Genomic DNA, 26074 nt, shown 5'->3' with positions numbered 1-26074 from the left:
AAGGTTGAACCTAACTTTGAGTAATATATCTATTAATCGTTATTCCGATAACGCATGTGAAAAAGGCTGCTTATAATAAGCAGCCTTTGATTCTATGTACTTAAGAATTTACAACAGTAAATGCTTAGTAGTTTGGCTTAGTCATACCAGAACCCGCTTGGTTCGAAGCAACCTGACTGCCTGCACCCTTCGATACGTAACGTTCGCTACGGAATGGTGCTGCAACAATTTCAACCTCTTTGATCTCTTGTGGACCAGGAGCTTTCGTCATTGGCGAGCTAGCTTGTTTCTTCGCTTCTACTGAAGGTTTCTCTTCAGTCACAGGTGCTGCTTTAACTGGTTTAGCCTCAGTGATTGGTACTTCAACAACTGGAGCTTCAGCTACAGTCTCTTCAGCTTTTGCTTCAACCGTTTCTTCAGCTTTAACTGATTCTTCAACAACAGGTGCATCTACTACTGGAGCCTCTTCAACAACTGGTGCTGCTACAGGCGCTTCAGCTACAGGTGTCTCAACAACAGGTGCTTCAACTGCAGGCTGTGCTACCACTTCTTCAGCTTTCGCTTCAACAACAGGCTCTTCACGGCGGATAATCACTTTACCCATTGCCATTTCAGGACATGCAAAACCACCAGCAATCACAACATTGTTTTGAACAGCTTCTAGTTCAGTTGACTGTTGTACTTGCGCTTCTGCTTTAGCAGCTTCAGGTTTTGCTTGTTTGTGGTGCGGTTTAGGCACGAAACGAGGCATCACTTTACCCATCGCCATCTCAGGAGAGGCTACACCACCTTTACGTAGGCGGAATGGGTTAGGGCGACGGTCACGACCGCGACGACGACGTTGACCACTTGCACGTAGGTGACGTGGAGAACGACGGTTACGACGTTGCTTCGGCTCTTCCTGTTCTGTTTGTTCAGCGTTCGCTTGGTTAGCTTCTACTTGTTCCGCTACCTTTTGCTCTTGAGCAACAGATTTATCTTTAGCTGCAACCTGCTCTTTCGCAGAGTTGTTTTCTGCTTGAGCTTGCTGGTCTTTAACGCGGATCTGCTTGTTCAGTTTACGACGTTGACGACGCTCTTTAACCTTTGCAGCTTTCGCTTCAGACTTCTGTTTTTGACCTTCAGGTTTAGACGCTTGAGCATCAGCTGCTAGCTGTTGACCTTGTTCTGCAACCTTAGATGGTACTTGCTCTTCGCGTTGTTGCTTCTGCTCGTCACGCTGCTTATTGCGGCGGTCTTGCTTCGGCTTACGGTTTTGACGAGGTTGCTGAGTTGCATTTTCTTTTTGCTCTTCAGGCTTCTCATCGCGAGCTGGCTTACGACGGCGCTTGTTGTCACGGTTCTCGTTACGATCACCACGCTGGTTGCGACGACGATTGTCATTGCGATCGCGACGTTGACGGTTGCCATTGTTGCGATTGTTCTTAGGTTTCTCTTCTTGCTTCTCTTCTTGTTTCTCTTCTTGAGATGAAGAGCCACCGAATAGGAAGCTGCCAATAGCTTTGAAGAAGCGGCTGATTAGGCCTGATTCTTGTGCCTTAGGCTCTTCTTTCTTCTCTTCTACTTTTGCAGCTGCTGCTTTTGGCGCTGGAGCTGGCGCAGATTGCGCAGGAGCAGCAAAACCTTTCAGTGCAGGTTCTTCGATCTTCTTAGGACGAATCGTCTGTTCTGCTGGTTCTTTGCTTTCTGCTTCTTTCAGAGCGTCTAGCTTCTTAGGAAGTAGGTAAGAAAGTAGATCGAACTCTTCACCTTCACGAACACGGATAACTTCGAAGTGCGGAGTTTCCATATCAGAGTTAGGTACAACAGTGATCTTAACTTCTTGAGTACGCTCAATGTGGTTTACAGAGCGACGCTTCTCGTTCAATAGGTAAGAAGCGATTGGCACAGGTACAACTGCAAGCACTTGTGCTGTGTTGTCTTTTAGCGCTTCCTCTTCGATTAGACGAAGAACTGAAAGTGCTAGAGATTCATTGTCACGTACAACACCAGTACCTGTACAGCGAGGACAGATGTGGTGGCTTGCTTCTGCTAGAGAAGGGCTTAGACGCTGACGAGACATCTCAAGAAGACCGAATCGAGAAATACGACCGATTTGAACACGTGCACGATCTAGACGAACTGCATCACGTAGACGGCTTTCTACTTCGCGTTGATGACGAACAGGCGTCATATCGATGAAGTCGATAACTACTAGACCACCTAGGTCACGTAGACGAAGTTGACGAGCAATTTCATCTGCGGCTTCTAGGTTTGTGTTCAGAGCTGTTTCTTCAATATCACCGCCTTTCGTTGCACGAGCAGAGTTGATATCGATAGAAGTTAGAGCTTCTGTTGGGTCGATAACGATTGAACCACCCGACGGAAGGCGAACTTCACGTTGGAAAGCAGATTCGATTTGGCTTTCGATCTGGTAGTGGCTAAATAGAGGAACTTCACCGTCGTACTTCTTAACGCGACTGATAAAGTCTGGGCGCACTAGTTGAATGTGTGCTTGTGCACGCTCAAAAATAGTGTTGCTATCGATAAGAATTTCACCAATATCACGACGCAAGTAGTCACGAATTGCACGAACAATTACGTTACTTTCTTGGTGGATAAGGAAAGGTGCTGCGTTTGAATCCGAAGCCTGCTTGATAGCAGCCCAGTGATTAAGTAGTACATTTAAGTCCCACTCAAGCTCTTCTGCGCTTTTGCCAACGCCAGCAGTACGAACGATTAAACCCATGCCTTGAGGAAGCTCAAGCGTGCTTAAAGCTGCTTTTAGTTGAGTACGCTCGTCACCTTCGATACGGCGAGAGATACCGCCTGCACGAGGGTTGTTTGGCATAAGAACTAAGTAGCTACCCGCTAAAGAGATGAAAGTAGTCAGTGCAGCACCTTTGCTACCACGTTCTTCTTTCTCAACTTGTACGATAACTTCCTGGCCTTCCTTTAGCACTTCTTTGATGCTTGGACGACCTTGGTATGTGTAACCTTCAGGGAAGTATTCGCGGGCAATTTCTTTAAGAGGGAGGAAACCGTGACGTTCTGCGCCGTAGTCAACAAATGCCGCTTCTAGGCTTGGTTCAATACGAGTGATACGTCCTTTGTAGATATTCGCTTTTTTTGATTCGTGACCTGGACTTTCGATATCAAGATCGAAAAGTCGCTGGCCATCAACCAAAGCGACACGCAACTCTTCTTTTTGAGTTGCGTTAATTAACATTCTTTTCATTTAGAAATACTCATTGTCTTTTCTTATTTTCATCATTGTTCTTGTCGCTTGATTTCGTTTCTCATGGTGCCTGATCCCATGGCTTTATCGGTGCAGCCTCCCGGCTGGAAGGGATGCTCTTGGGGCACGTCAGTCATCATAGATAGTGAACTATGATCCGCGATGTGGCGGTGAATACTCAACATGAGCGTACGTGAGTAGAGCGACAAGGAACTCAGTTAACGGTGTCTTACGCCAATGCAGCACGGTTTTGACTGAGTCATCTACTCATTTACTTGCTTGTGAATGGTTGGCTGTTTAAATAGTAGTCAAACCATAGATAGCAGCTGTGAACTATAGCAGTGGTCGCTAATCACAGCAATCTGCTTTATCAGAATGCGCGAAAAAAAACGGTTTTTGTTTGGGTTTTGATAGCTCTAACTCACTGTCTATCAATAATTTATCAAATGATATTTAATTTTGCGGCAGTCTTGATTGTTTTTTGTTCGAAGAATCAAACAAATATAGAAGTTTCACGCCTCCTTTTGGGTATAATCGCGCCGAAAAATGCAATTAACTCTCAATTATCAAATTTGACAGTGATACACTAACCGCATGAGCGAAATTAGAACCAAAGTCCAATTTGTCGACATCGATGAAGATATGGCTGGTCAACGTATTGATAACTTCTTACGTAACCAATTAAAAAATATCCCTAAAAGTATGATTTATCGAATCGTACGTAAGGGCGAAGTGCGTGTTAACAAAAAGCGCATCAAAGCTGAATACAAACTGAAAGCCGGTGATCTTGTTCGCATTCCACCAGTGACTGTGGAAGAGAAAGTCGAAGAGAACGTGCCAAGCACTAAGCTTAATAAAGTGTCCGAGCTAGAGCATTGCATCATTTATGAAGATGACCACATGCTTATCTTGAACAAACCTTCAGGTACAGCGGTGCACGGTGGCAGTGGCCTTAAATTCGGAGCGATCGAAGCTTTACGCGCATTGCGACCAGAAGCCCGCTTCCTTGAATTGGTGCATCGAATTGACAGAGATACTTCGGGCATCCTCTTGGTGGCGAAAAAGCGTTCGGCGCTGCGCCATCTGCAAGCTCAGTTCCGTGAAAAGACGGTCCAGAAGTACTACTTTGCATTGGTCATGGGCGAGTGGAAGAACAGTTGTAAGGTGGTGAATGCACCGCTTCTTAAAAATGAAGTCAACAGCATTGTTCGTGTAAACCCAAATGGTAAAGCTTCTGAAACCCGCTTTAAGGTGTTAGAGAAGTTCAAAGACGCGACTTTGATTCAAGCAAGCCCGATTACTGGTCGTACTCACCAAATTCGTGTTCACACACAGTACACAGGTCACCCGATTGCATGGGATGATCGCTACGGTGATCGCCGCTTTGACGCTTATACGGGCAAAGTCGGTTTAGACCGTCTGTTCCTACATGCCGCGAATATTAAGTTCACACACCCAAGCAGTGAAGAGAAGATGGATATCTCGGCTCCAATGGAAGCTAAGTTAGAGAAGGCAATCGCAGGTCTGCGTAAGCTTTAATTCTTTAAGATACGAGATACGAGATACGAGATACGAAGGGAAAGAGTGTTCTCCCAATTTGTACTTTAGTATCTTAAGTAAGAAAGGTTGACGAATATCATCAACCTTTTTTGTTTGTGCTCGTTATCAGAGATCCCCAACTCGCTCGTCCCTCACTCTTGGGGATGACGAACTTTGGTTTTTAGTGATAAAGCAACCCGGTTATGTTGGTCGAATCGTGTTGTTCTAGAGTGAGTGACAAATCTAGTCCTTCCCAAGGCTGATGAAGGAAGGAGTAGGGAATCTCTATAAGGTGCTCGAGACCAACCTAAAGCACATTCAACCCTTGCGCTTCCAACATATCAATCAGGTCGATGAGCGGTAGTCCAATTAATGTATTTGGGTCTTTACCTTCAAGACGTTCAAAGAGAGCAATACCCAGTCCTTCACTCTTAAAACTGCCCGCACAATAGAAAGGCTGCTCTTTGTCGACGTAGCTTTCGATTTGCGTAGTCGTTAAGTCGCGAAAATGAACCACAAAGGTGTCGAGACGTGTGTCAGCTTTTTGAGTAACGGAATTCCAAACAGAGAGGCCGGTGTAAAAGGTGATGCTTTTGCCGCTTTGACGTGATAGCTGTTCAATGGCCTTTTCGCGGTTGTGTGGTTTACCAATGATTTCTCCATCGATCACACACACCTGGTCTGAACCTATGATCAGGCTTGGCGAAGTGACCTGACAAGACTTGGCTTTTTCTTCTGCTAAACGCATAACTAATTGTTGCGGTGATTCTCCGGCAATTGGTGTTTCGTCGCAGTCTGGCTTAGCAGTCACAAAGTCTAAATGGAGCTTTTTGAGGATCTCTTGCCTAAATGGCGAAGTAGAGGCCAAAACTAGTTGGTAATTTTTCATTTTAATTTACAATTCGTAGAAGCATTTAATGCAGGATATAGTAACTTATCTTGATATTCATAATGCTCTGTATGGGAAAGGGAAAAAAGTGTACTTTTTTTGCCATTTCCTTTGACTAAACTCGATTTGGAAGATAATATTCGCGCCCTATGCAAAAGGTAAAAATACCGCGTACAGTTGATCCGGCTAGAACCGCTCAAAAACGACTTGATTTAGATGGCATCATCCAAACTAGTCTTTTCAAGCGCTTAAGCGAAGCAACTGAAGGCGTAAAACGTGACGCGCAAGTCTCATTGTCATTTGGGCTTGATGAACAACGATTAGTCGTTATCTCTGGTAAAGCTAACGTCGAAGTCGATTTAGAGTGTCAACGTTGTAATGAGGTTTTCGCACATGAGTGCGATGTCGAATTCACTTATACTCCTTACTACAATGAGAAAAGTGAAGAAGAAGCACCGGAAGAGTACGATTTGGTAGATCTGAACGAGTACGGTGAGTTAGACCTGATTCAACTAGTTGAAGACGAGTTCATCCTTGGATTGCCTCAAGTAGCAATGCACGACGAAGCGGACTGTAGCGTTAACTCAAATAACTTGGTGTTTGGTGAACTTCCTGAAGAAATTGAGGAAGAAAAGAAGCCGAATCCATTTGATGTTTTAAAAAGCTTAAAGAAGTAACTGCTTCTTTAAGAATTTACATAGGAGTAGGGTCAATGGCCGTACAAAAGAGCAAGAAATCACGTTCAATGCGTGGCATGCGTCGTTCACACGATGCGCTAACTACAGCTGCACTTTCTGTAGACGCAACTTCAGGTGAAACTCACCTACGTCACAACGTGACTGCGGAAGGTTACTACCGCGGCAAAAAGGTTATCAACAAGTAAGGTTGACCTTTTGCAAAATATAACCGTTGCGCTTGATGCAATGGGCGGGGATTTCGGTCCTCGTGTAACAGTGCCTGCCGCCGTGCAGGCACTGTCGTATTTCCCAGAGCTAAAAGTCATTCTCATAGGTGATCGAAATGCGATCACATCTCAATTATCCTCATTAGGTCGGCAGCCTGATTCTCGTTTGAGCATCCAGCACTGTGACCGAGTTATTTCAAACTCAGAAAAGCCTTCTCTTGCCTTACGAAACAGTCAGGGCAGCTCTATGCGTGAAGCAATCGATCTGGTTGCGGAATCTCAAGCAGACGCATGTGTCAGCGGTGGTAATACCGGTGCATTAATGGCTTTGTCTCGTTTTCGTTTGAAACTCCTTCCCGGCATTGATAGACCAGCACTTGTCTCCGCGTTACCAACTGCATCCGGTGGTAGAACGTGGATGCTGGATCTAGGTGCCAACGTATCCAGTGACGCAGACTCTCTTTTTCAATTTGCTGTTATGGGAAGCGCACTTGCAGAACAACATTTAAACCGCCCACCACGTGTCGCGATTTTGAATATCGGCGCAGAAGAAATAAAAGGCAATGACCTTGTAAAACGATGCGCGGAAATGTTGTCTAACACCCAGTCTGTGAACTTCATCGGCTATATTGAAGGAAATCAACTGCTGCAAGATGCAGCAGATGTGGTTGTTTGTGATGGTTTTGTGGGCAATGTGTGCCTAAAAACGTGTGAAGGCACTGCACAACTCTTTATTGATAAGCTAAAAACGCGCATCATGGCGTCAACGATAAAGGGTTGGATCGCCAGAATATTGTTTTCTGAGCTATTTACTGAATTAAAAACCTTGAACCCCGACCAGTATAACGGCGCAAGTTTGTTAGGATTGCGCGGCATTGTCATTAAAAGTCATGGAAGTGCTGATGTATCTGCGGTCGTCAACGCAATTGGCGAGGCAGTACACGAGGTCAAACGACAAGTCCCTAGCCGCATTAGCGATCGTTTGGAAGCGGTTTTACTCGAGAGGCATTATTAGTCTTCATGTATAGCAAAATATTAGGTACTGGCAGCTACTTGCCATCTCAGGTGCGTACAAACGCAGATCTAGAGAAAATGGTAGAGACTAGCGATGAGTGGATTGTTGCTAGAACAGGTATTAAAGAGCGTCGTATTGCTGCAGAAAATGAAACTGTAGCGGATATGGCGTTCTACGCTGCTGAAAACGCAATTGATATGGCGGGTATCGATAAAAATGATATCGACTTGATCATTGTTGCAACGACCAGCAGCAGCCATACGTTCCCTTCTTCTGCATGTCAGGTGCAAGGTAAGCTTGGTATTAAAGGCTGCCCAGCGTTTGACTTAGCGGCGGCATGTTCTGGTTTTGTTTACGCATTATCAGTGGCTGACCAACACATCAAATCAGGCATGTGTAAGAACGTTTTGGTTATCGGTGCAGATGCATTGTCTAAAACTTGTGACCCAACTGATCGTTCTACTATCATCCTATTTGGTGATGGCGCAGGTGCAGTTGTTGTGGGTGCGAGTGAAGAGCCAGGTATTTTGTCTACTCACATTTACTCTGATGGTAAATACGGTGAGCTACTAAGCCTTGAAGTTCCTGAGCGCGGCGGTGATGCTGACAAATGGCTTCACATGGCAGGCAACGAAGTTTTCAAGGTGGCAGTGACTCAGCTTTCTAAGCTAGTAAAAGACACACTGGCAGCTAACAACATGGATAAGTCGGAACTTGATTGGCTGGTGCCACACCAAGCTAACTACCGCATTATCTCTGCAACAGCTAAAAAGCTAACTATGTCACTTGATCAGGTGGTGATTACACTTGATAAGCACGGCAACACGTCGGCAGCGACGGTTCCGACTGCGTTAGATGAAGCGGTTCGCGATGGACGAATTAAGCGTGGTCAGACTCTTCTTCTTGAAGCGTTTGGCGGCGGTTTCACTTGGGGCTCAGCTCTGGTTAAGTTCTAACCCCTAAGTCGACAGAACAATCAAGGCACATAGATTATGTGCCTTATTCAATTTTTTGCATTGCTTAAAGGATAATTACAATGAGCAAGTTTGCTATCGTATTCCCAGGCCAAGGCTCTCAAGCTGTTGGTATGCTTGCTGAACTAGGCGAGCAGTATGATGTTGTAAAACAAACATTCGCTGAAGCTTCTGAAGCTCTTGGTTACGACCTATGGGCTCTAGTTCAAGAAGGTCCAGTAGAAAACCTAAACGAAACTTTCCGTACTCAACCAGCTCTACTTGCAGCATCTGTTGCTATCTGGCGTGTATGGCAAGAGCTTGGCCTCGAGCAACCTGCAAACCTAGCAGGCCACAGCCTGGGTGAGTACTCTGCATTAGTATGTGCAGGCGTTATCGACTTCAAAGAAGCGATCAAGCTGGTTGAACTTCGTGGTCAATTGATGCAAGAAGCGGTACCAGCAGGCGTTGGTGCAATGTACGCAATCATTGGTCTAGATGACGAATCAATCGCTAAAGCTTGTGAAGAAGCTGCACAAGATGAAGTGGTTTCTCCAGTTAACTTCAACTCTCCAGGCCAAGTTGTTATCGCTGGTAACAAAGCGGCTGTAGAGCGTGCTGGTGCACTATGTAAAGAAGCGGGCGCTAAGCGTGCACTTCCTCTACCAGTATCTGTACCGTCTCACTGTGCACTAATGAAGCCAGCTGCTGAGAAGCTAGCAGTTGCTCTAGAAGCACTAGAGTTCAACGCACCTGCACTGCCTGTAATCAACAACGTTGATGTGGCTGCTGAAACAGACCCTGCGAAGATTAAAGATGCACTTGTTCGTCAACTTTACAGCCCAGTACGTTGGACTGAAGGTGTTCAAGCAATGAACGAGCAAGGCGTAGAAAAACTACTAGAATTAGGCCCAGGTAAAGTACTAACAGGTCTAACTAAGCGTATTGTTAAAACAATGACAGCTGCTGCAGTAAATGATGCTGCATCACTAGAAGCTGCTAAATAACGACATAAAGAGAAGTTATGATGAATTTAGAAGGCAAAGTTGCACTAGTTACAGGTGCAAGCCGTGGTATCGGTCGTGCTATCGCTGAACTTTTAGTTGAGCGCGGTGCTAAAGTTATCGGTACTGCAACGTCAGAAAACGGTGCTGCTGCGATCAGCGAGTATCTTGGTGAGAACGGTAAAGGTCTTGCTCTGAACGTAACAGATGTTGATTCTATCGCTGCAACACTAAAAACCATCAACGATGAGTTTGGTGCGATTGATATCCTAGTGAACAATGCTGGTATCACACGCGATAACCTACTTATGCGCATGAAAGACGACGAGTGGAACGATATCATCGATACTAACCTAACGCCTATCTACCGCATGTCTAAAGCTGTACTGCGTGGCATGATGAAGAAGCGTGAAGGCCGTATCATCAACGTAGGTTCTGTTGTTGGTACTATGGGCAACGCTGGCCAAGCAAACTATGCTGCAGCTAAAGCAGGTGTTATCGGTTTCACTAAGTCTATGGCACGTGAAGTAGCTTCTCGTGGTGTGACAGTGAACACAGTTGCACCTGGTTTTATTGAAACAGACATGACAAAAGCGCTAAATGATGACCAACGTGCAGCAACTTTGGCGAATGTACCAGCAGGTCGTCTAGGTGACCCTCGCGAAATCGCTGAAGCTGTGGTATTTTTGGCGTCGCCTGCGGCAGCTTATATCACAGGTGAAACACTTCACGTCAATGGCGGTATGTACATGGTGTAAATTGTGTGCAACATTTGTGCATGATTTAAGTCAAAATCATACGTAATTTCGGTTAAAATCGCTAAAATTGTGGTTTGACCAGAAAAGTTGGCCTTGCAACTTTTAATAGATTGAATAAACTACGGAAAACATCGCATAAAGCGAACTCTGTAAAGGAAAAGAAAAAATGAGCAACCTCGAAGAACGCGTAAAGAAAATCATTGTTGAACAACTAGGTGTAGACGAAGCAGAAGTTAAAAACGAAGCTTCTTTCGTTGATGACCTAGGTGCTGATTCTCTAGACACTGTTGAGCTAGTAATGGCTCTAGAAGAAGAATTCGACACTGAAATCCCAGATGAAGAAGCTGAGAAAATTACTACTGTTCAAGCTGCTATCGATTACGTAACTAGCGCTCAGTAATAATCTCTCCCAGGCGGTCACCTCGACCGCCTGTGTTTTATCTAACTCATCTATCCTCATCCTAAATCATTTCAATCCCCGGAGTGTAAAATCGTGTCCAAGCGTCGTGTAGTTGTCACTGGCATGGGTATGTTGTCACCGGTAGGCAACACTGTAGAATCTTCTTGGAAAGCCCTGCTAGCTGGTCAAAGTGGTATCGTGAATATCGAGCACTTTGATGCAACCAATTTCTCAACTCGTTTTGCAGGTCTAGTTAAAGACTTTAACTGCGAAGAGTACATGTCTAAAAAAGATGCTCGTAAAATGGATCTATTCATCCAGTACGGCGTCGCAGCAGGTGTTCAGGCACTTGATGATTCTGGTCTAACCGTTACTGATGAGAACGCACCACGTATTGGTGTGGCTATCGGTTCTGGTATCGGCGGCTTAGGTTTGATCGAAGCTGGTCACCAAGCTCTGACTGAAAAAGGCCCTCGTAAAATCAGCCCATTCTTTGTACCGTCAACCATCGTAAACATGATCGCGGGTCACATGTCTATCATGCGTGGTCTACGCGGTCCTAACATCGCTATTTCTACTGCATGTACAACTGGCCTGCACAACATTGGTCACGCAGCTCGTATGATTGCATACGGCGATGCTGACGCAATGCTAGCGGGTGGTGCTGAGAAAGCATCTACGCCTCTAGGTATGGGTGGTTTCGGTGCAGCTAAAGCACTATCAACACGTAACGATGAGCCGCAAAAAGCTTCTCGTCCATGGGATAAAGGCCGTGACGGTTTTGTTCTTGGCGATGGCGCAGGCATGATGGTACTAGAAGAGTACGAACACGCTAAAGCTCGTGGCGCTAAGATCTACTGTGAGCTTGTAGGCTTCGGTATGTCTGGTGACGCTTATCACATGACTTCTCCAAGTGAAGATGGTTCAGGTGGTGCACTAGCGATGGAAGCGGCGATGCGTGATGCTGGCATTACTGGTGAACAAATCGGTTATGTAAATGCACACGGTACATCGACTCCAGCAGGTGACGTAGCAGAGATCAAAGGCATCAAGCGTGCTCTTGGCGAAGCAGGTTACAAGCAAGTACTCGTTTCTTCGACTAAGTCGATGACTGGTCACTTACTAGGTGCTGCAGGTTCTGCAGAAGCTATCATCACTGCAATGTCTCTGGTTGACCAAGTTGTTCCACCAACTATTAACCTAGACGATCCTGAAGAGGGTTTAGACATTGACCTAGTTCCACACACAGCTCGTGAAGTTAGCGGCATGGAATATGCGGCGTGTAACTCATTCGGCTTTGGTGGTACAAACGGCTGTTTGATCTTCAAAAAGATTTAATCATCTTATAAAAGACTCAAACATCGTAGATAGTCACTAATTAGACTTGTTTTTAAACGGCTTGATGCTTAGCATTGAGCCGTTTCTTTTTTGGAGAAAAGCATGTTTTGGGTTGATGGAGAAAGCCAACAAACAGTCGCCTTGACCGATCGCTCGTTTCAGTATGGCGATGGTTGTTTTACCACGATGCTGACACTCGATGGTGAAATTCAATATTACAATGATCACCAACAGCGAGTTGATGCTTGTCTCGTTGCTTTGCGCATTGCTCCTCTCGATTGGGAGCAAGTCAGCTTATGGTTGGGTAAAGCGCTTTGCTCTGTACCTGAAAAAGGGTTAGGAGGCGTTAAGCTGCATGTGAGTCGTGGTTCTGGTGGCCGAGGTTACAGCCCATCAGGGGCGTTTTCATCTGTCGTGACCATTAGTACGTTTGCTTATCCAGAACATTACAGTCAATGGCTGCAATCTGGCGTCGAACTCGGTGTTTGTCAGCAAAAATTAGGGCTATCCCCATTGTTAGCCGGCCACAAGCATAACAATCGTCTTGAGCAGATTCTCATGAAGGCTGAGCTAGATGAATTAGGCTTGGTTGATGGTATTGCATTAGATATCAATGAGCAGGTGGTCGAAACCACGATGGCAAACCTGTTTTGGCGTAAGGGTTCTAAGCTCTTCACTCCTGAACTTAACGCCAGTGGCGTTGCTGGGGTAATGCGTAAACAGGTGTTGCTTGAGCTAGGTAAGCAAACAGAGGTTGTGGTCGGTCGCTTTGACCTAGAACACCTGCTTTCTGGCGAAGAGGTCTTTATGACTAACTCGATCCTCGGTGTTGCGCCTGTTACCAAGATTAAAGAAACACAATTCGAAATTGGACATGTCACACGTACCCTTCAAGGACTATTAAACTCGTGATTAAGAAGTTATCTATTTTTGTCGTCTTATGCTTAGTGATTGCAGCATCAGCAGCATTCTATGTTTACAATCAAGCTGAAGCGCACCTAAAGCAAGTGATTCAGCTCGAAGAGCCGCAGGTGATCACTGTCGCTCCTGGTGCGAGTTTCCATCGTGTATTGAATCAACTGGTTGATGAAGGTTTGTTTACGGCGTCGCCATACAGCAAGCTTATTCGTAAGCTTCACCCAGAATTGGTTGATGTGAAAGCGGGTACTTTCTTGCTTGAGCCAGAACTAACGCTTAACCAAGCACTGCAAGTACTGGTTGAAGGTAAAGAGCACCAGTTTACGATCACATTTGTTGAAGGTAGCCGCTTTGATGAGTGGCGTCAGCAGTTAGAACAGAACGAATTTATTGAGCAGACGCTACAAGGCGTCTCAGAAGAAGAGATCGCAGAGCTGCTGGGTATTGAACACAAGAAGTTAGAAGGTTTATTCCTCGCTGAGACTTATCACTACACCTATGGCACCAGCGACTTAGATTTGTTGAAGCGTGCTCACAAAGATCTCATGGATGTGGTTAACCAAGAGTGGGGTGCTCGCGCTGAAAAACTGCCTCTAAAATCACCTTACGAAGCGCTTATCCTAGCGTCTATTATCGAAAAAGAGACCGCCGTTGCTTCTGAGCGTGAGCGTGTTTCATCGGTATTCGTGAATCGCCTAAACAAGCGTATGCGTCTGCAAACCGACCCAACCGTTATCTACGGAATGGGTGATAGCTATGATGGCAACATTCGTAAGAAAGATTTAAGAACACCAACACCATACAACACATACACTATCAATGGTCTACCGCCTACGCCGATTGCGATGGCTGGCAGAGCATCGATTAATGCGGCTTTGAACCCAGAACAGAGTAACTATCTTTACTTTGTGGCAAGCGGCACAGGTGGTCACGTATTTTCAAAGAGTTTGGCTGAGCACAACCGTGCAGTACGAGCTTACTTAAAACAATTAAGAAAGAACAAATAAAGAACAAAGCTATGAATCAGTCGAAGTTTATTACGGTAGAAGGCCTAGAAGGTGCAGGTAAAAGCACTGCGATTAACGCAATCTTAGCGACACTCAAAGAATCAGGCGTCGCTGAGGTCGTGAATACTCGTGAGCCTGGTGGTACTGTCCTTGCCGAAAAGATGCGCTCTTTAGTCAAAGAAGAGCATGAAGGTGAGAAGCTGCAAGATATGACCGAGCTGTTGTTGATGTATGCAGCGCGTGTTCAACTGGTAGAGAATGTAATTAAGCCAGCGCTTGCTGAAGGTAAATGGGTACTGGGTGATCGTCATGATATGTCGTCACAAGCCTATCAAGGCGGTGGTCGTCAGATTGACCGCAAGACCATGACGTCATTGAAAGAGACTACTTTGGGCGACTTCAAGCCCGATTTAACTCTATATTTAGATTTGGACCCACGTGTTGGCCTTGAGCGTGCGCGTGGTCGCGGTGAGTTAGATCGTATTGAAAAGATGGATATCTCATTCTTCGATCGTACACGTGCACGTTACTTAGAGATCGCTGAGCAAGATGAATCGGTATTGGTCATTAATGCAGAGCAAGAGATCGAGCAAGTAGCGGCAGATATCAAACGAGCACTAACAACTTGGTTAGAGCAACAGTAGGTTAAACATGACCGAGTTATACCCTTGGCTATCACCACTTTGGAACGAGTGGAAAAAGAGTCTAGATGCAGGGCGATTCCCTAATTCATCGATTGTGAATGCACCGCTAGGTTTGGGTGTAGAAAAAGCCGTGGATCAACTCACCGCGTCGTTGATGTGTATCAACTACGAAAGTGAGGCTTGCGGTTTTTGTCATAGCTGTGAGCTGATGAAATCAGGCAGTCACCCCGATTTTCATGTCATCTCTCCAGAGAAAGAGGGCAAAGCGATCACGGTCGATCAGATACGATCGAGTAATCGCTGGGCGCAAGAGTCATCCCAATTGAATGGCTTGCGTGTCATCGTGGTTAGTCCAGCCGAGGCGATGAATGAATCGGCTTCGAATGCACTACTAAAGACCTTAGAAGAACCCTCTAGTGAGTGTGTTTTTATTCTAGTTAGCCAGAATAGCCATCGTTTAATGCCGACGATTGTGAGTCGCTGTCAGCAATTTAGTGTTGCAGCGCCGAGCTTAGAGGTCGGTGCTCAATGGTTGAAGCAAGAGCTAGGAAAAGATGTGCCAGACTACGTGCTAGCTCTGAATGACAATGCTCCGCTACTGGCAAAGGTAATGGTAGAAGAGGGGGGGTTAGAGAACTCTCAACAACTGTTTGACCGCTTTCTGAAGATTATTCAGCGCAGTGACTTCAATTTGATGCAATTGGCATCTGAAATAGCGAAAGATTCAATTGTTCAGTTAAGCTGGTTATGGCACCTACTCTCAGACGTGCAGAAGGTACATTTTGGTATTCAAAGCCAATCTATTCTGCCGAGCGCACAAGCGTTATCTAGCACTCTTTCGTATCAAGCGGCTCATAAATCATCGAGTCAGCTATTGGTTCTTCTTGAACAATTAAAGCAACATCCAGGGCTTAACACAGAGCTTCTGATAATGAATTGGCTTATTGCCACTTGCGAGGAAACATGTTCGTAGATTCCCACTGTCATTTAGACAAATTGGACTATCAAGATTTACATACTGGCGTAGAAGATGTCATCAATAAGGCCAAAGAAGCTAACGTTGAACAGCTACTTTCCGTTGGTGTGACATTAGATTCTTTCGAAAATATGCTCGAAATGATCTCGCCTTTCGATAATGTTCATGCATCGTGTGGTGTTCATCCACTTGATGTTGAGAGTGACTTCGATTTTGAACGTATGCGTCGTTACGCAAGCGACGATAAGGTTGTTGCTATTGGTGAGACCGGGTTGGATTACCACTACCAACCAGAGACAGCAGAGCTGCAACAAGAACGCTTTAAGCAGCATGTTGAACTTGCAGTTGAGCTTAACAAGCCTTTGATCATTCATACACGCAATGCACGCGAAGATACTCTCGCTATTTTGCGTGATGGTGGCGCTGAGAAATGCGGTGGTGTTATTCACTGTTTTACTGAGGATCAGGCGTTCGCTGATGCTGCGATGGAGTTGGGTTTTTACATATCAATTTCTGGCATCGTGACTTTTAGGCAAGCGACAGAGTTAAAAGAAGTGGTTAAAAATATCCCACTTGATAGGCTACTGATTGAAACAGACTCTCCATATCTCGCTCCGGTCCCATATCGTGGTAAACAGAATCAGCCTGCATATGTGGTTGAAGTGGCCGCGTACATCGCTCAGCTAAAGGGAATTTCAATGAAAGAAGTTGCACAAAAAACAACGGAAAATTACCGAAAACTTTTTTTGCGATGAAAAATGAAATCGATAAACAAAAGGGAGCGTAAGCTCCCTTTTTTGCGTATTAGATCACCAAAACGCTCAACTTTTTTAATGTTTACGAATTATGTTGAACTTGAGAGCATAAAATATAACATCTGTAAATTTGTTACTAAAAATAACATTAGCCCTTATTTTATTTACCCCGTGAAATAATAATCTTTAAATAAAAAATCCATTAAAAACAAAGATTTATAGATTTGTAAACCATTGCATTTTTGGATTTGACATGTGATCCAAGACGTGTTTTGAAACTAAATTTCGTAAGTCACTAGAAAGTTTGTTACCCATCAATATATATTTAGCGGCAGAAAATATAATGCAATACATGGTTACATTTTCACTGGGTGCTAACATTTAGGCTACGGGGGTGTGCCGTTAGAACCCATATAATTATTTTATCTTTATCAGGAGCATAAACATGTTTAAGAACCTTTTTGCTAGCCTGCAAAAAGTTGGTAAGTCTCTGATGCTACCAGTATCAGTTTTACCAGTTGCGGGTATTTTGCTTGGTGTTGGTGCAGCGGACCTTCCTTTCATTCCAGAGATTGTTTCTAATCTAATGGAACAAGCGGGTGGTTCAGTATTCGGTCAAATGGCTCTGCTATTTGCTGTAGGTGTTGCACTTGGCTTTACAAACAATGACGGTGTAGCTGGTCTAGCTGCAATCGTTGGTTACGGTATCATGACTGCAACACTTGGCGTAATGGCTGGTGTTATGGGCGTTGAGAAAATCGATACTGGTGTACTAGGTGGTATCCTAGTCGGTGGTGTTGCTGCTTGGGCATTCAACCGTTTCTTCCGTATCCAACTTCCAGAGTACCTAGGCTTCTTCGCTGGTAAGCGTGCTGTGCCAATCATCACTGGTTTCTCTGCGATCGGTCTTGCAATCCTACTATCTATCGTATGGCCACCAGTTGGCGGCGCAATCGCTGCATTCTCTGATTGGGCTGCACACCAAAACCCACAAGTTGCGTTTGGTATCTACGGCATCATCGAGCGTTCTTTGATCCCATTCGGTCTTCACCACGTTTGGAACGTACCTTTCTTCTTCGAAGCTGGTACTTGTGTAAACGCTGCTGGCGAAACTCAAAACGGTGTTCTTACTTGTTACCTAGTTGCTGATGAAGCATCTCGTGCTGCAGGCAACGGCTTCGGTCAGCTAGCAGGTGGTTACATGTTCAAGATGTTCGGTCTACCAGCTGCTGCAATCGCAATTGCACACTCTGCTAAACCTGAAAACCGCGTTAAAGTAATGGGTATCATGGCATCAGCTGCTCTGACTTCATTCCTAACAGGTATTACTGAGCCAATCGAATTCTCATTCCTATTCGTTGCTCCAGTACTGTACGCAATCCACGCTCTACTAGCAGGTTCTGCATACGTTCTAGCGAACACTCTAGGTTTTGTACACGGTACATCTTTCTCTCACGGTCTAATCGACTTCCTAGTTCTATCTGGCAACGCGTCTAAGATGGGTCTAATGATTGTTTGTGGCCTAGGTTACGCAGCGCTTTACTACTTTGTATTCCGCACAGTAATCAAAGCTCTAGACCTTAAGACTCCTGGTCGTGAAGACGAGTCTGAAGACCAAGCTGTAGCGACTGGCTCTGAGCTAGCTGGCGAACTAGTTGCTGCATTTGGCGGTAAAGCTAACATCACTGGTCTTGACGCTTGTATCACTCGTCTACGTGTAGCGGTTGCTGATACTGAAGTTGTTGACCAAGACAAACTGAAGAAACTGGGTGCTGCTGGTGTAGTAGTAGTAGCTGGTGGCGTTCAAGCTATCTTCGGTACTAAGTCTGACAACCTGAAAACAGACATGGATGAGTGGATCCGTAACAACGGTTAATCACTGATTCAACAGAATAGAAGGAGGCTTTAAGCCTCCTTTTTTCGTTTTTGCATATTTCTCACTACTCTCGTTAAGTTGACTTAACATCCACCATTCTCTAACCCTAAGATGACATTTATCTTCTATAGGTATTTATGCTTCTCCGCATATGTATTTATAGGGATTGATTATGAAACAGTATGGGTTATTAGGTTTACTCATGGCGAGTGTTACTTTCACTTCACAAGCCGCAGACAACGCAGACCTTGAAGTGGGGTTAGCTTTAGACCAAGATTTAAGCGCCGTTATTGAAATTGATAACACTTACCGTGTAACCGTGGGTAATGATGGCGCCGCCTTCGATTACATGCTTAAACGTGGCAAGTTTGATTCAGAAACACCTTTAGACTGGTATGTAGGCGTTGGTGCATGGGCTGAGTGGGAGGATGACTTTGGTGTACGAGTTCCACTAGGTGTAAAAGTGAATTTCTATGACGGGTGGAACGCTTACGCCCAAGTTCATCCTGAGTTGGATCTGTACGCGGGAGCCGAGTTACAACTTGGTGGTGCAGTGGGTGTGACTTACAAGTTTTAAACTCAGAAGTTAGATAGATAAACAGGTGCGATTTTATTCGCACCTGTTTTTTTATTAGATAACATTAATGCAGATCGCTCTTAAGTATCTGACGTTGTATCTCTAGAAAGTAAATGTTAGACCGATATTCGCTTGAAACTGGTTCATCCAGTCAGTGTCGAAACGGATCACGCAGTTTTGCCCTGTAGAAGGGACGGTACAAGCTCCACTGGTATCGTTATCAACCACTGTACCTAGCCAGCGTAATTGAGAAGTTAGTGCGAGGCTGTCAGACAACTTGTATTCTACACCACCAAATATGGATGCTGAGAATCCATACTTATCTTTGGCCCAGTCGACATCGACATAGGAAGCGCCTAGCCCCAAACCTAGGTAACCAGAAAACTGGTTCGTTGCAGGGTAGTAGATACTGCTCTGGAAGTGTAAATATTGAATTGAAGAGTCTAGTTTTAGAGATTCTAGTTCAGATTTTTGATTTGAGTAGAATAGTCCAACTCGACCTTTTTCGAGTGGCGTTTCAATAGCAAGAGAGTAGCTTGCCGAATTTTCCATATCGTAGGTGTTGCCATCTTCATCCTCGACAGCACCACCGCCAGTGAAACCAATCATAGGTGTGATTTGAATCTCTGCAGACAGAGAAGCCCCTGAATAGCTCAGGAGTGCGAAAAGCGCGAGAGTATTTGCTTTGTTATTCATGGGCCTATCCTTATCCATACACCCACTAATTGTGATGCTTACGTCAATATTGTGCGACTAATTTCGACGAATCTTGAACATACTTCACACACCTGATATCACTTAAATGAGGCTAAATAAATTTATAATAACCAGAGGTGTCTATGGAACATGATCTGAAAAACGCTCTACAAATTACCGCTTTTATCTTCATCGTGCTGCTAACGTTCGGTTTTATTGCAATAACCAACTAATTACAGCAGGAAAGCGAAGTTGCACAGTTCGCTTTAAGTAGCAATGAACAGTGGCGTAATTACTAATACCGATATCGCAATAGACTTGGCTTACTATGACAAGTTTATTGCGGGTAAAACAGCTTTGGTTGCTCAAGGTGGTGGCCAAAGAGGGATATTTACATCTGGCGTATTAGACGCCTTTCTCCTCTCCAATTTTGACCCATTCGATGATTTCTTTGGTACCTCTGCTGGTGCTCTGAATCTTTGTGCTTTTGCTTGTCGAGACAAAGGTCTGGGTAAGTCTTTTATTATGGATCTGACCACGGATCCTGAGTTCTTTAATCTATTCTCTTATATTCGCCACCGTAAAGGCTTGGGAATGGAATGGGCGCTCGAAAAAATCCTAGCCTATCCGTATAAGCTCGACCTTGATTTAGGGCAGCAAGCTTTAGGTGGACGTAACATCTACGCGGCAGTAACGGATGTAAAAGATCTTAAAGATCACTATTTCCCATTATTTAGTGAAGATTGGTACAAGGTTATGCTCGCTACCTGTGCCATTCCTCGGCTTTACAATGGAGAGGTTGAGATCGCTGGGGAGAATTATGTAGATGGTGGGGTATCGGCTTCAATTCCGGTTCAAGAGGCTTGGAGAAGGCAAGCGCGCTCAATAATTGTTATACGCACTGAGCCGGCTTCTGAATGGCGTCCAGAGAATGAGTTGGCGCAAGGACCTAAGCCACCGAAACCTATCTCAGCGGAAGAGCTGGAGTGGTTTCGTAGTTCTTTCAGCAGCGTGCAAGATCATTGGCAACAGAAAGTCGAGCAATGGAAGACTGATTGGAGTTCGTTCTTCCAGCAACAGATCACTCGCTCTAAGCAACAGAAACGTGACAGGCGGCATTTAGACTTGCTTAATGGCGGGCGTTGGCTGTTTGGTGCTGATGATATCTATCGTCTTAGTCACTTGGTTGGCGATAAGTTCGATTCCGGCTTGGCGGATATGTTAATGGTTCACTACCAAACCTACTCATTAACTGAAGATTTCTTACACTCTCCTCCGGACGATACTTTCGTGATTCAAATTGCGCCGAGTGAGCCTCTCAAATCAAACTCATTGATGAGTGATAAAGAAGATCTCTTACATGATTATCAGCTTGGGATGGAAGCTGGATTTAAATTTGTTGAGTTGTATTGTTCTATACAAAACGCCAAAGCATCTCACGTTATCCAGTTCGCATAGCATCTAGCGTTTCTGCATCTAACATCTCTGCTTTTTATGCCTCTCAACTTGCGGATATCGAGTGTTAAGCACAAAAATGGCTGTGAAGTTTAGCTCCACAGCCATAAGTATGAATGCCGTAATATCAGATGACTAGGGCGTGTTGACCTTTCGTGGTTAAATTTTGTTCGAGATAAAAGCGTTTTAATCGCGGCGAGGGAGAAGTAGCCTAGTCATTCTAAGCAAATCTCCCTCAACAAAGAGTAAAACGCTTTTAGCCGAACCCTTCGGGCAGCGTTTGCTGGTCATTTCTACTGCGTTATCGACTTATCATGTAGGCTAGCTACACATCAAAGTCTCTGCCTTGTATAAATACCCAGCAACTCGCTGCAAAAACCAGCTCGAAAGATCAACACGCCCTAGGTAACAGGAAGCACACGCATGCAGTTTGTTGAGCCTGCGACATCCATGATGTCACCTTGCGTGATAATCACGAGATCGCCAAACTTGAGCATCCCTTTCTCTTTCAAACAAGTCAGCGTAGAGAGCGCGATATCAAAGCTGTCTTCTTTGTCCGTCTCAAAATAGATAGGCGTAACGCCTCGGTATAGGGTACAGCGATTTAGAGTACCTTCGTTGCGTGATAAAGCGAAGATTGGCATGTCGGCACTGAGGCGAGACATCATTAATGCTGTGCGACCAGACTCAGTGAGAGTGACAACGCCTTTAATACCTTCCATATGGTTTGCCGAGTAGATGGTCGCCATTGAGATGGTTTCTTCTGCCGTTACAAACGTGCGGTCGATGCGGTAGTTAGATTGGTTCACTCCAGCCATCTTCTCTGCACCGATACACACTTCAGCCATCGACTTAACGGTCTCCACGGGGTAGGCACCAGCTGCCGTTTCCCCAGATAGCATTACCGCATCGGTACCATCAAGAACGGCGTTGGCGACATCCATCACCTCAGCACGTGTTGGCATGGGTGCTGAGATCATCGATTCCATCATCTGGGTTGCGGTGATAATCGTACGGTTAAGTGCTCTAGCGCGGCGTATAAGCTGTTTTTGTACACCAACGAGCTCTGGGTCACCAATCTCAACTCCGAGGTCTCCACGGGCTACCATGACCACATCTGACGCCATGATGATGTCATCCATATTCTCAATACTAGAAACCGTCTCGGCTCGTTCAACTTTGGCGACTAGGTGCGCCTCCAAGCCAGCGTCTCGAGCGAGTTGTCTGGCGTAGCTCATGTCTTCCCCGTTACGAGGGAATGAAACAGCAAGGTAATCAACTTGGATCTCTGCGGCGGTAATGATGTCACGCTTGTCTTTCTCTGTCAGAGCTTCAGCTGAGAGGCCGCCGCCTTTCTTATTGATCCCCTTGTTGTTCGACAAAGGACCGCCGATGATGACTTCGGTATGCACTCGACAGCCTTCTACTGAAGTAACTTTTAGTTGAACACGGCCATCATCGAGTAGCAGGACATCGCCAGCATCTACATCATTGGGTAGCTCTTTGTAGTCCAGTCCAACCGATTCTTGATTACCTTCTCCCAGTCCTAGGCTGCTATCGAGTGTAAATTTGTCGCCGACGGCGAGTTGAATCTTTCCGTCTCTAAAGGTGGATACTCGAATCTTCGGCCCTTGAAGGTCTCCTAGAATGGCGATTTGGGTACCGAGTTTTTTGGCAATAGCACGAACGTTAGCCGCTCGTTGGATGTGATCTTCGCTACTACCATGAGAAAAGTTCATGCGAACAATGTTAGCGCCGGCTTTGATGATCTCTTCGAGAACGTTGCCTTTGTCTGTGGATGGGCCCAGTGTGGTAACGATTTTTGTTTTTCTTACCTGTGCTGTCATGAATGCTCCTACTGTGAGACCAAGTAATCTGTGTAAGATAAAATTAAGTATATGCATTAATTGATAATTTATTGGGAGCCAACGAGATATTTCTCCAATTACGTAAAATAATTGATGATCAGACGCAGGAGCGATGTTTTCTGGTGAAAATTAAGTCTTGTCGTAGAGGGAGATGTATGAATTTCTGTTAAAGTATTTGACTCGAAACACAAAGATTCATGTATATACGTGATGCTTGTCACGGCAATATACCAAGGGACTTCACAATTACTTCGCAAAGTAAAAAAATTACCCGGTTGATGATTTCTGGAGCGTAAAATGTACATGGCTCAACCGGGCCATATTGATCATATCAAACAGGTCAATGCTGGTCGTGTATATAAACTAATAGACCTTAAAGGTCCCATTTCTCGTATCGATCTGTCCAAACAAAGTGAGTTGGCTCCGGCGAGTATTACCAAAATTACTCGTGAACTCATGGAAGCTCACCTTATTCATGAAACGACGGTTCAGGAAGCGACCACGCGTGGGCGTCCGGCTGTTGGTTTGCAAACGAATAATGAAGGCTGGCAGTTTCTTTCGATGCGACTGGGGCGTGGTTATCTCACTATCGCTTTGCACGAGCTGGGTGGTGATGTGCTTATCGACACTAAGATCGATATCCACGAACGCGACCAAGAAGATGTATTGGCGCGTCTACTCCATGAAATCGACGAATTCTTTCAAACGTATGCTGAGCAGCTTGATAGGGTAACCAGCATTGCGGTGACACTACCGGGTTTAGTGAACTCGGAGCAGGGCATCGTTTTGCAGATGCCACATTACAATGTAGAGAACCTTGCTTTAGGGCCAGAGATCTACAAAGAAACTGGGCTTCCCGTTTTTATTGCCAATGACACACGTGCTTGGGCATTGGCAGAGAAGCTGTTTGGTAACTCGCAAGACAACGACAACTCTGTACTTATCTCTATCCACCACGGTTTAGGGGCAGGTATTATTCTTGATGGTCGCGTTTTACAAGGTCGTCACGGAAACATCGGTGAACTCGGTCATATTCAGATCGATAAACAGGGCAAGCTTTGTCACTGCGGTAACCGAGGCTGTTTGGAAACTGTTGCCAGCTCTCAAGCGATTCGTGAGCAAGTAAAAGAGCGTATTGCTCAAGGTGAAAGCTCGTCTCTAGAGGGTATCGAAGACGTTACCATCGAGCAGATTTGTGCAGCAGCAGCCGAAGGTGACCCTATGGCTGTGGAAGTCATTGAGCAGCTAGGCCATTACTTAGGCTCGGCGATCGCTATCGTGATTAACCTTTTCAATCCTGAAAAGATCTTGATTGGTGGTGTGGTTAACCAAGCGAAAAACGTCCTTTATCCAGCAATTCAAAAGTGCATAGAAGAGCAGAGCTTAAAGGTCTATCACCAAGACCTTGAATTGATGGAGTCTCGTTTCTATAAACAAGCCACCATGCCGGGTGCTGCACTGATCAAACAAGCACTGTACGATGGCCAATTACTTATGAAGGTGATCGAGGGTTAATTTATAAATCAACCTCGCCGTGACTCATATCTGAACACCGCCCATTTACTTCAATGGCATATTGCTTACAATGATGCCATTAGTTTAAGAACCTCCCTATGTAGTTTTGCGTTAGCCTATTGATTTAGGCTATTGTATCTGCAGTTATTGTTATCACTAAGGTGTTGTATGTCTGGCGTTTTGAACTCGGTTGATCAAAGAACCAAGTTAGTCGGTGAAAACCGTTTAGAGCTGTTGCTTTTCAGTTTGAATAGCCGCCAATTGTTTGCGATTAACGTATTCAAAGTAAAAGAGGTGCTCAAAGTACCTGCGTTAACCAAACTACCGGGTTCGCATCATAATATTACTGGTGTTGCTTCCCTACGTGGTGAGTCAGTACCTGTGATTGATTTACGCAGTGCGATTGGTTTCCCACCGTCTCGTCAAGAATCACAAGAAAGTAACCTTATCATTACCGAGTACAACCGAACCGTTCAAGGCTTCTTAGTTGGTCAGGTTCGTAATATCGTCAATACGATGTGGACTGAAATTCAACCGCCGCCGAAGACGACGGGCAGAGCTAACTACCTAACAGCAATTACACACATTGAAGAAGACAAGCAGCAGAAGATCGTTGAGATCATTGATGTGGAAAAAGTGCTTGCTGAGATTATCGACTACGATGTTTCAATCTCTGAAGGCGTACTCGATGCAGAGTTAGCCGCTCAATTGGTTGGGCGTAATGTATTGATCGTCGATGACTCGTCAACAGCGCGTAACCAGATTAAAGGTACTTTGTCTCAGCTTGGTTTGAACATTATTGAATGTCGTGATGGTCTTGAGGCTTTGAATTTACTTAAGTCATGGTGTGATGCAGGTAAAGACATCTATGAAGAGCTTCTGTTGATGATTACCGATGCAGAGATGCCTGAGATGGATGGTTACAAGCTTACCCACGAAGTACGTAGCGACCCTCGTATGCAAGACCTGTTCATTACACTGAACACTTCACTCAGCGGCAGCTTTAACGAGGCTATGGTTGAGAAAGTTGGCTGTAACCGCTTCATTTCTAAGTTCCAACCAGACTTGCTGGTGGAAGTAACTCAAGAAAGAATGCGCCAGATTTTATAATAAATGTCAGCGTACGGTTATTTTTAGATGATTTTATGGACAACGTTTGCTATATTCGTGGTGCATATTTGAGCATATCGAGTATGTATTAATGACTAACGTAACTTTTCATGAACAATCTAAGGTAGTCCCTCTTAATGATATGGTTAACGTCTAAAGTCGTTATGACTTTAAGCTTATTACTATATAGGGAATTTAAGAAAAGACGTACGGAAGCTGATGTTGAAGTTTAATTCAACGTATTAGAATTGAGGGAGGCTAATTGCCTCCCTTTTCTATTTTTTGGTTTGGTCACTTCTATGATAATGGCTTTGAAACAAACAGTTACCTCTCGACTCTCACCACATTAATGAAATTCCCGCGACTGAGTTTTTAAACCTGTTAACTCATCCGTTAGGTCAATAAGCTGGCCTGCTATCACATGAAGTACCTCACCTTCTTTCTCAATGATTCCTTTCACCTTTAAAATTTTTGCGGTGAGATAGGCTTGTTGTTGGCAGCGAGCAGTTGCCTTCCATACCACTACATTAATATTGCCAGTATTGTCTTCTAGGGTAAAAAAGGTCACGCCTGCCGCTGTACCCGGCGACTGTTTTCCTGTCACGACACCCACAACCGTGACCATGGACTTATCTCTTTGATGCTTAAGATCTTGCATGT

25 protein-coding genes are annotated in these 26074 nt (G+C 44.9%); 20 read left to right on the top strand and 5 right to left on the bottom strand.

The features are described 5' to 3' along the window. Window positions 1-124: 124 nt before the first annotated feature. Window positions 125-3217, bottom strand: a complete 3093-nt coding sequence (rne, locus tag AC6R05_RS08610; RefSeq protein ID WP_500647152.1) for a ribonuclease E — start codon at window positions 3215-3217, stop codon at window positions 125-127. 594 nt (window positions 3218-3811) lie between these two features. On the opposite strand from rne, the gene rluC reads away from it, so the two are divergent. Further along, entirely contained in the window at window positions 3812-4756 is a 945-nt protein-coding gene (rluC, locus tag AC6R05_RS08605) for a 23S rRNA pseudouridine(955/2504/2580) synthase RluC (protein ID WP_150868980.1), read from the top strand. Between the two features lie 307 nt (window positions 4757-5063). On the opposite strand, the gene AC6R05_RS08600 is transcribed toward rluC, so the two are convergent. After that, on the bottom strand, window positions 5064-5645 hold the full coding sequence (locus AC6R05_RS08600) for a Maf family protein (RefSeq protein WP_500647151.1): 582 nt from the start codon (window positions 5643-5645) through the stop codon (window positions 5064-5066). Between the two features lie 149 nt (window positions 5646-5794). Between AC6R05_RS08600 and yceD the strand changes: the two genes are divergently transcribed. The 15 genes from yceD (at window position 5795) to AC6R05_RS08525 (ending at window position 18770) form a co-directional block, all read left to right on the top strand. Next, the gene (yceD, locus tag AC6R05_RS08595; RefSeq protein ID WP_032552033.1) at window positions 5795-6322 is read left to right on the top strand and encodes a 23S rRNA accumulation protein YceD; all 528 of its coding nucleotides are present in this window, start codon (window positions 5795-5797) and stop codon (window positions 6320-6322) included. Window positions 6323-6357: 35 nt separating this feature from the next. After that, window positions 6358-6528 carry a 50S ribosomal protein L32 gene (gene rpmF / locus AC6R05_RS08590; RefSeq protein WP_004414666.1) on the top strand — a complete coding sequence of 57 codons (171 nt, stop codon included), beginning with the start codon at window positions 6358-6360 and terminating at the stop codon, window positions 6526-6528. Window positions 6529-6538: 10 nt separating this feature from the next. Continuing rightward, window positions 6539-7564 (top strand): phosphate acyltransferase PlsX, encoded by a 1026-nt coding sequence (plsX, locus tag AC6R05_RS08585; RefSeq protein WP_032552034.1) that lies wholly within the window; start codon window positions 6539-6541, stop codon window positions 7562-7564. Between the two features lie 5 nt (window positions 7565-7569). Further along, window positions 7570-8520: a beta-ketoacyl-ACP synthase III gene (locus AC6R05_RS08580; RefSeq protein ID WP_032552035.1), complete on the top strand. Its 951-nt coding sequence runs from the start codon at window positions 7570-7572 to the stop codon at window positions 8518-8520. An 80-nt stretch (window positions 8521-8600) separates the two neighbouring features. Next, the gene (gene fabD, locus AC6R05_RS08575; protein ID WP_032552036.1) at window positions 8601-9524 is read left to right on the top strand and encodes an ACP S-malonyltransferase; all 924 of its coding nucleotides are present in this window, start codon (window positions 8601-8603) and stop codon (window positions 9522-9524) included. A 20-nt stretch (window positions 9525-9544) separates the two neighbouring features. Then, window positions 9545-10279 carry a 3-oxoacyl-ACP reductase FabG gene (fabG, locus tag AC6R05_RS08570; RefSeq protein ID WP_172974268.1) on the top strand — a complete coding sequence of 245 codons (735 nt, stop codon included), beginning with the start codon at window positions 9545-9547 and terminating at the stop codon, window positions 10277-10279. 166 nt (window positions 10280-10445) lie between these two features. Continuing rightward, window positions 10446-10679 carry an acyl carrier protein gene (gene acpP / locus AC6R05_RS08565; protein WP_004737381.1) on the top strand — a complete coding sequence of 78 codons (234 nt, stop codon included), beginning with the start codon at window positions 10446-10448 and terminating at the stop codon, window positions 10677-10679. 93 nt (window positions 10680-10772) lie between these two features. Further along, a complete protein-coding gene (gene fabF / locus AC6R05_RS08560; protein WP_032552037.1) occupies window positions 10773-12017 on the top strand; it encodes a beta-ketoacyl-ACP synthase II in 1245 nt (414 codons plus the stop codon). A 102-nt stretch (window positions 12018-12119) separates the two neighbouring features. Next, window positions 12120-12929, top strand: a complete 810-nt coding sequence (gene pabC, locus AC6R05_RS08555) for an aminodeoxychorismate lyase (RefSeq protein ID WP_500647150.1) — start codon at window positions 12120-12122, stop codon at window positions 12927-12929. Then, window positions 12926-13942, top strand: coding sequence for an endolytic transglycosylase MltG (gene mltG, locus AC6R05_RS08550; protein ID WP_500647149.1), 1017 nt, complete (start codon window positions 12926-12928; stop codon window positions 13940-13942). The genes pabC and mltG overlap by 4 nt, the downstream gene beginning before the upstream one ends. Before the next feature lie 11 nt (window positions 13943-13953). Further along, a complete protein-coding gene (gene tmk / locus AC6R05_RS08545; protein ID WP_500647148.1) occupies window positions 13954-14586 on the top strand; it encodes a dTMP kinase in 633 nt (210 codons plus the stop codon). Between the two features lie 7 nt (window positions 14587-14593). Next, window positions 14594-15559: a DNA polymerase III subunit delta' gene (locus AC6R05_RS08540; protein WP_500647147.1), complete on the top strand. Its 966-nt coding sequence runs from the start codon at window positions 14594-14596 to the stop codon at window positions 15557-15559. Next, on the top strand, window positions 15550-16317 hold the full coding sequence (locus AC6R05_RS08535; RefSeq protein ID WP_032552042.1) for a TatD family hydrolase: 768 nt from the start codon (window positions 15550-15552) through the stop codon (window positions 16315-16317). Before AC6R05_RS08540 ends, AC6R05_RS08535 begins: the two co-directional genes overlap by 10 nt. Before the next feature lie 445 nt (window positions 16318-16762). Further along, entirely contained in the window at window positions 16763-18193 is a 1431-nt protein-coding gene (gene ptsG / locus AC6R05_RS08530; RefSeq protein ID WP_500647146.1) for a PTS glucose transporter subunit IIBC, read from the top strand. 172 nt (window positions 18194-18365) lie between these two features. Beyond that, a complete protein-coding gene (locus AC6R05_RS08525) occupies window positions 18366-18770 on the top strand; it encodes a hypothetical protein (RefSeq protein ID WP_500647145.1) in 405 nt (134 codons plus the stop codon). A 102-nt stretch (window positions 18771-18872) separates the two neighbouring features. Here the strand turns inward: AC6R05_RS08525 and AC6R05_RS08520 are convergent, their stop codons facing one another. Beyond that, the gene (locus tag AC6R05_RS08520; protein WP_500647144.1) at window positions 18873-19466 is read right to left on the bottom strand and encodes an outer membrane protein; all 594 of its coding nucleotides are present in this window, start codon (window positions 19464-19466) and stop codon (window positions 18873-18875) included. 143 nt (window positions 19467-19609) lie between these two features. Here AC6R05_RS08520 and cydH point away from each other — a divergent pair, with 143 nt between their 5' ends. Both cydH and AC6R05_RS08510 read left to right on the top strand, forming a co-directional pair. Beyond that, on the top strand, window positions 19610-19699 hold the full coding sequence (gene cydH / locus AC6R05_RS08515; RefSeq protein ID WP_150868968.1) for a cytochrome bd-I oxidase subunit CydH: 90 nt from the start codon (window positions 19610-19612) through the stop codon (window positions 19697-19699). A 43-nt stretch (window positions 19700-19742) separates the two neighbouring features. Continuing rightward, window positions 19743-20924 (top strand): patatin-like phospholipase family protein, encoded by a 1182-nt coding sequence (locus AC6R05_RS08510; protein WP_500647143.1) that lies wholly within the window; start codon window positions 19743-19745, stop codon window positions 20922-20924. A gap of 398 nt (window positions 20925-21322) precedes the next feature. On the opposite strand, the gene pyk is transcribed toward AC6R05_RS08510, so the two are convergent. Continuing rightward, window positions 21323-22768: a pyruvate kinase gene (pyk, locus tag AC6R05_RS08505; RefSeq protein ID WP_285467355.1), complete on the bottom strand. Its 1446-nt coding sequence runs from the start codon at window positions 22766-22768 to the stop codon at window positions 21323-21325. Between the two features lie 318 nt (window positions 22769-23086). Here pyk and mlc point away from each other — a divergent pair, with 318 nt between their 5' ends. Further along, window positions 23087-24304 (top strand): sugar metabolism global transcriptional regulator Mlc, encoded by a 1218-nt coding sequence (gene mlc / locus AC6R05_RS08500; protein WP_032552048.1) that lies wholly within the window; start codon window positions 23087-23089, stop codon window positions 24302-24304. Window positions 24305-24472: 168 nt separating this feature from the next. Further along, the gene (locus AC6R05_RS08495) at window positions 24473-25414 is read left to right on the top strand and encodes a chemotaxis protein CheV (RefSeq protein WP_150868965.1); all 942 of its coding nucleotides are present in this window, start codon (window positions 24473-24475) and stop codon (window positions 25412-25414) included. A gap of 346 nt (window positions 25415-25760) precedes the next feature. Here AC6R05_RS08495 and AC6R05_RS08490 read toward each other — a convergent pair. Beyond that, a partial coding sequence (locus AC6R05_RS08490) for an OB-fold nucleic acid binding domain-containing protein (protein ID WP_500647142.1) occupies window positions 25761-26074 on the bottom strand: 314 nt, incomplete at its 5' end.

The sequence above is a fragment of the Vibrio sp. R11-SG3-ISO9 genome (assembly GCF_059834255.1).
The sequence above is the reverse complement of the archived record's forward strand: the minus strand, read 5'-3'. Positions and strand labels throughout refer to the sequence as shown.

Bases quoted from the DNA above. Each gene is read 5' to 3' on its own strand.
- yceD (WP_032552033.1), top strand. From the start codon at position 5,795: ATGCAAAAGGTAAAAATACCGCGTACAGTTGATCCGGCTAGAACCGCT.
- AC6R05_RS08540 (WP_500647147.1), top strand. From the start codon at position 14,594: ATGACCGAGTTATACCCTTGGCTATCACCACTTTGGAACGAGTGGAAA.
- cydH (WP_150868968.1), top strand. From the start codon at position 19,610: ATGGAACATGATCTGAAAAACGCTCTACAAATTACCGCTTTTATCTTC.
- AC6R05_RS08510 (WP_500647143.1), top strand. From the start codon at position 19,743: ATGAACAGTGGCGTAATTACTAATACCGATATCGCAATAGACTTGGCT.
- rpmF (WP_004414666.1), top strand. From the start codon at position 6,358: ATGGCCGTACAAAAGAGCAAGAAATCACGTTCAATGCGTGGCATGCGT.
- AC6R05_RS08580 (WP_032552035.1), top strand. From the start codon at position 7,570: ATGTATAGCAAAATATTAGGTACTGGCAGCTACTTGCCATCTCAGGTG.
- AC6R05_RS08495 (WP_150868965.1), top strand. From the start codon at position 24,473: ATGTCTGGCGTTTTGAACTCGGTTGATCAAAGAACCAAGTTAGTCGGT.
- rne (WP_500647152.1), bottom strand. From the start codon at position 3,217: ATGAAAAGAATGTTAATTAACGCAACTCAAAAAGAAGAGTTGCGTGTC.
- AC6R05_RS08600 (WP_500647151.1), bottom strand. From the start codon at position 5,645: ATGAAAAATTACCAACTAGTTTTGGCCTCTACTTCGCCATTTAGGCAA.
- AC6R05_RS08520 (WP_500647144.1), bottom strand. From the start codon at position 19,466: ATGAATAACAAAGCAAATACTCTCGCGCTTTTCGCACTCCTGAGCTAT.
- tmk (WP_500647148.1), top strand. From the start codon at position 13,954: ATGAATCAGTCGAAGTTTATTACGGTAGAAGGCCTAGAAGGTGCAGGT.
- acpP (WP_004737381.1), top strand. From the start codon at position 10,446: ATGAGCAACCTCGAAGAACGCGTAAAGAAAATCATTGTTGAACAACTA.
- mlc (WP_032552048.1), top strand. From the start codon at position 23,087: ATGTACATGGCTCAACCGGGCCATATTGATCATATCAAACAGGTCAAT.
- pyk (WP_285467355.1), bottom strand. From the start codon at position 22,768: ATGACAGCACAGGTAAGAAAAACAAAAATCGTTACCACACTGGGCCCA.
- AC6R05_RS08535 (WP_032552042.1), top strand. From the start codon at position 15,550: ATGTTCGTAGATTCCCACTGTCATTTAGACAAATTGGACTATCAAGAT.
- fabG (WP_172974268.1), top strand. From the start codon at position 9,545: ATGAATTTAGAAGGCAAAGTTGCACTAGTTACAGGTGCAAGCCGTGGT.
- pabC (WP_500647150.1), top strand. From the start codon at position 12,120: ATGTTTTGGGTTGATGGAGAAAGCCAACAAACAGTCGCCTTGACCGAT.
- ptsG (WP_500647146.1), top strand. From the start codon at position 16,763: ATGTTTAAGAACCTTTTTGCTAGCCTGCAAAAAGTTGGTAAGTCTCTG.
- rluC (WP_150868980.1), top strand. From the start codon at position 3,812: ATGAGCGAAATTAGAACCAAAGTCCAATTTGTCGACATCGATGAAGAT.
- AC6R05_RS08525 (WP_500647145.1), top strand. From the start codon at position 18,366: ATGAAACAGTATGGGTTATTAGGTTTACTCATGGCGAGTGTTACTTTC.
- fabD (WP_032552036.1), top strand. From the start codon at position 8,601: ATGAGCAAGTTTGCTATCGTATTCCCAGGCCAAGGCTCTCAAGCTGTT.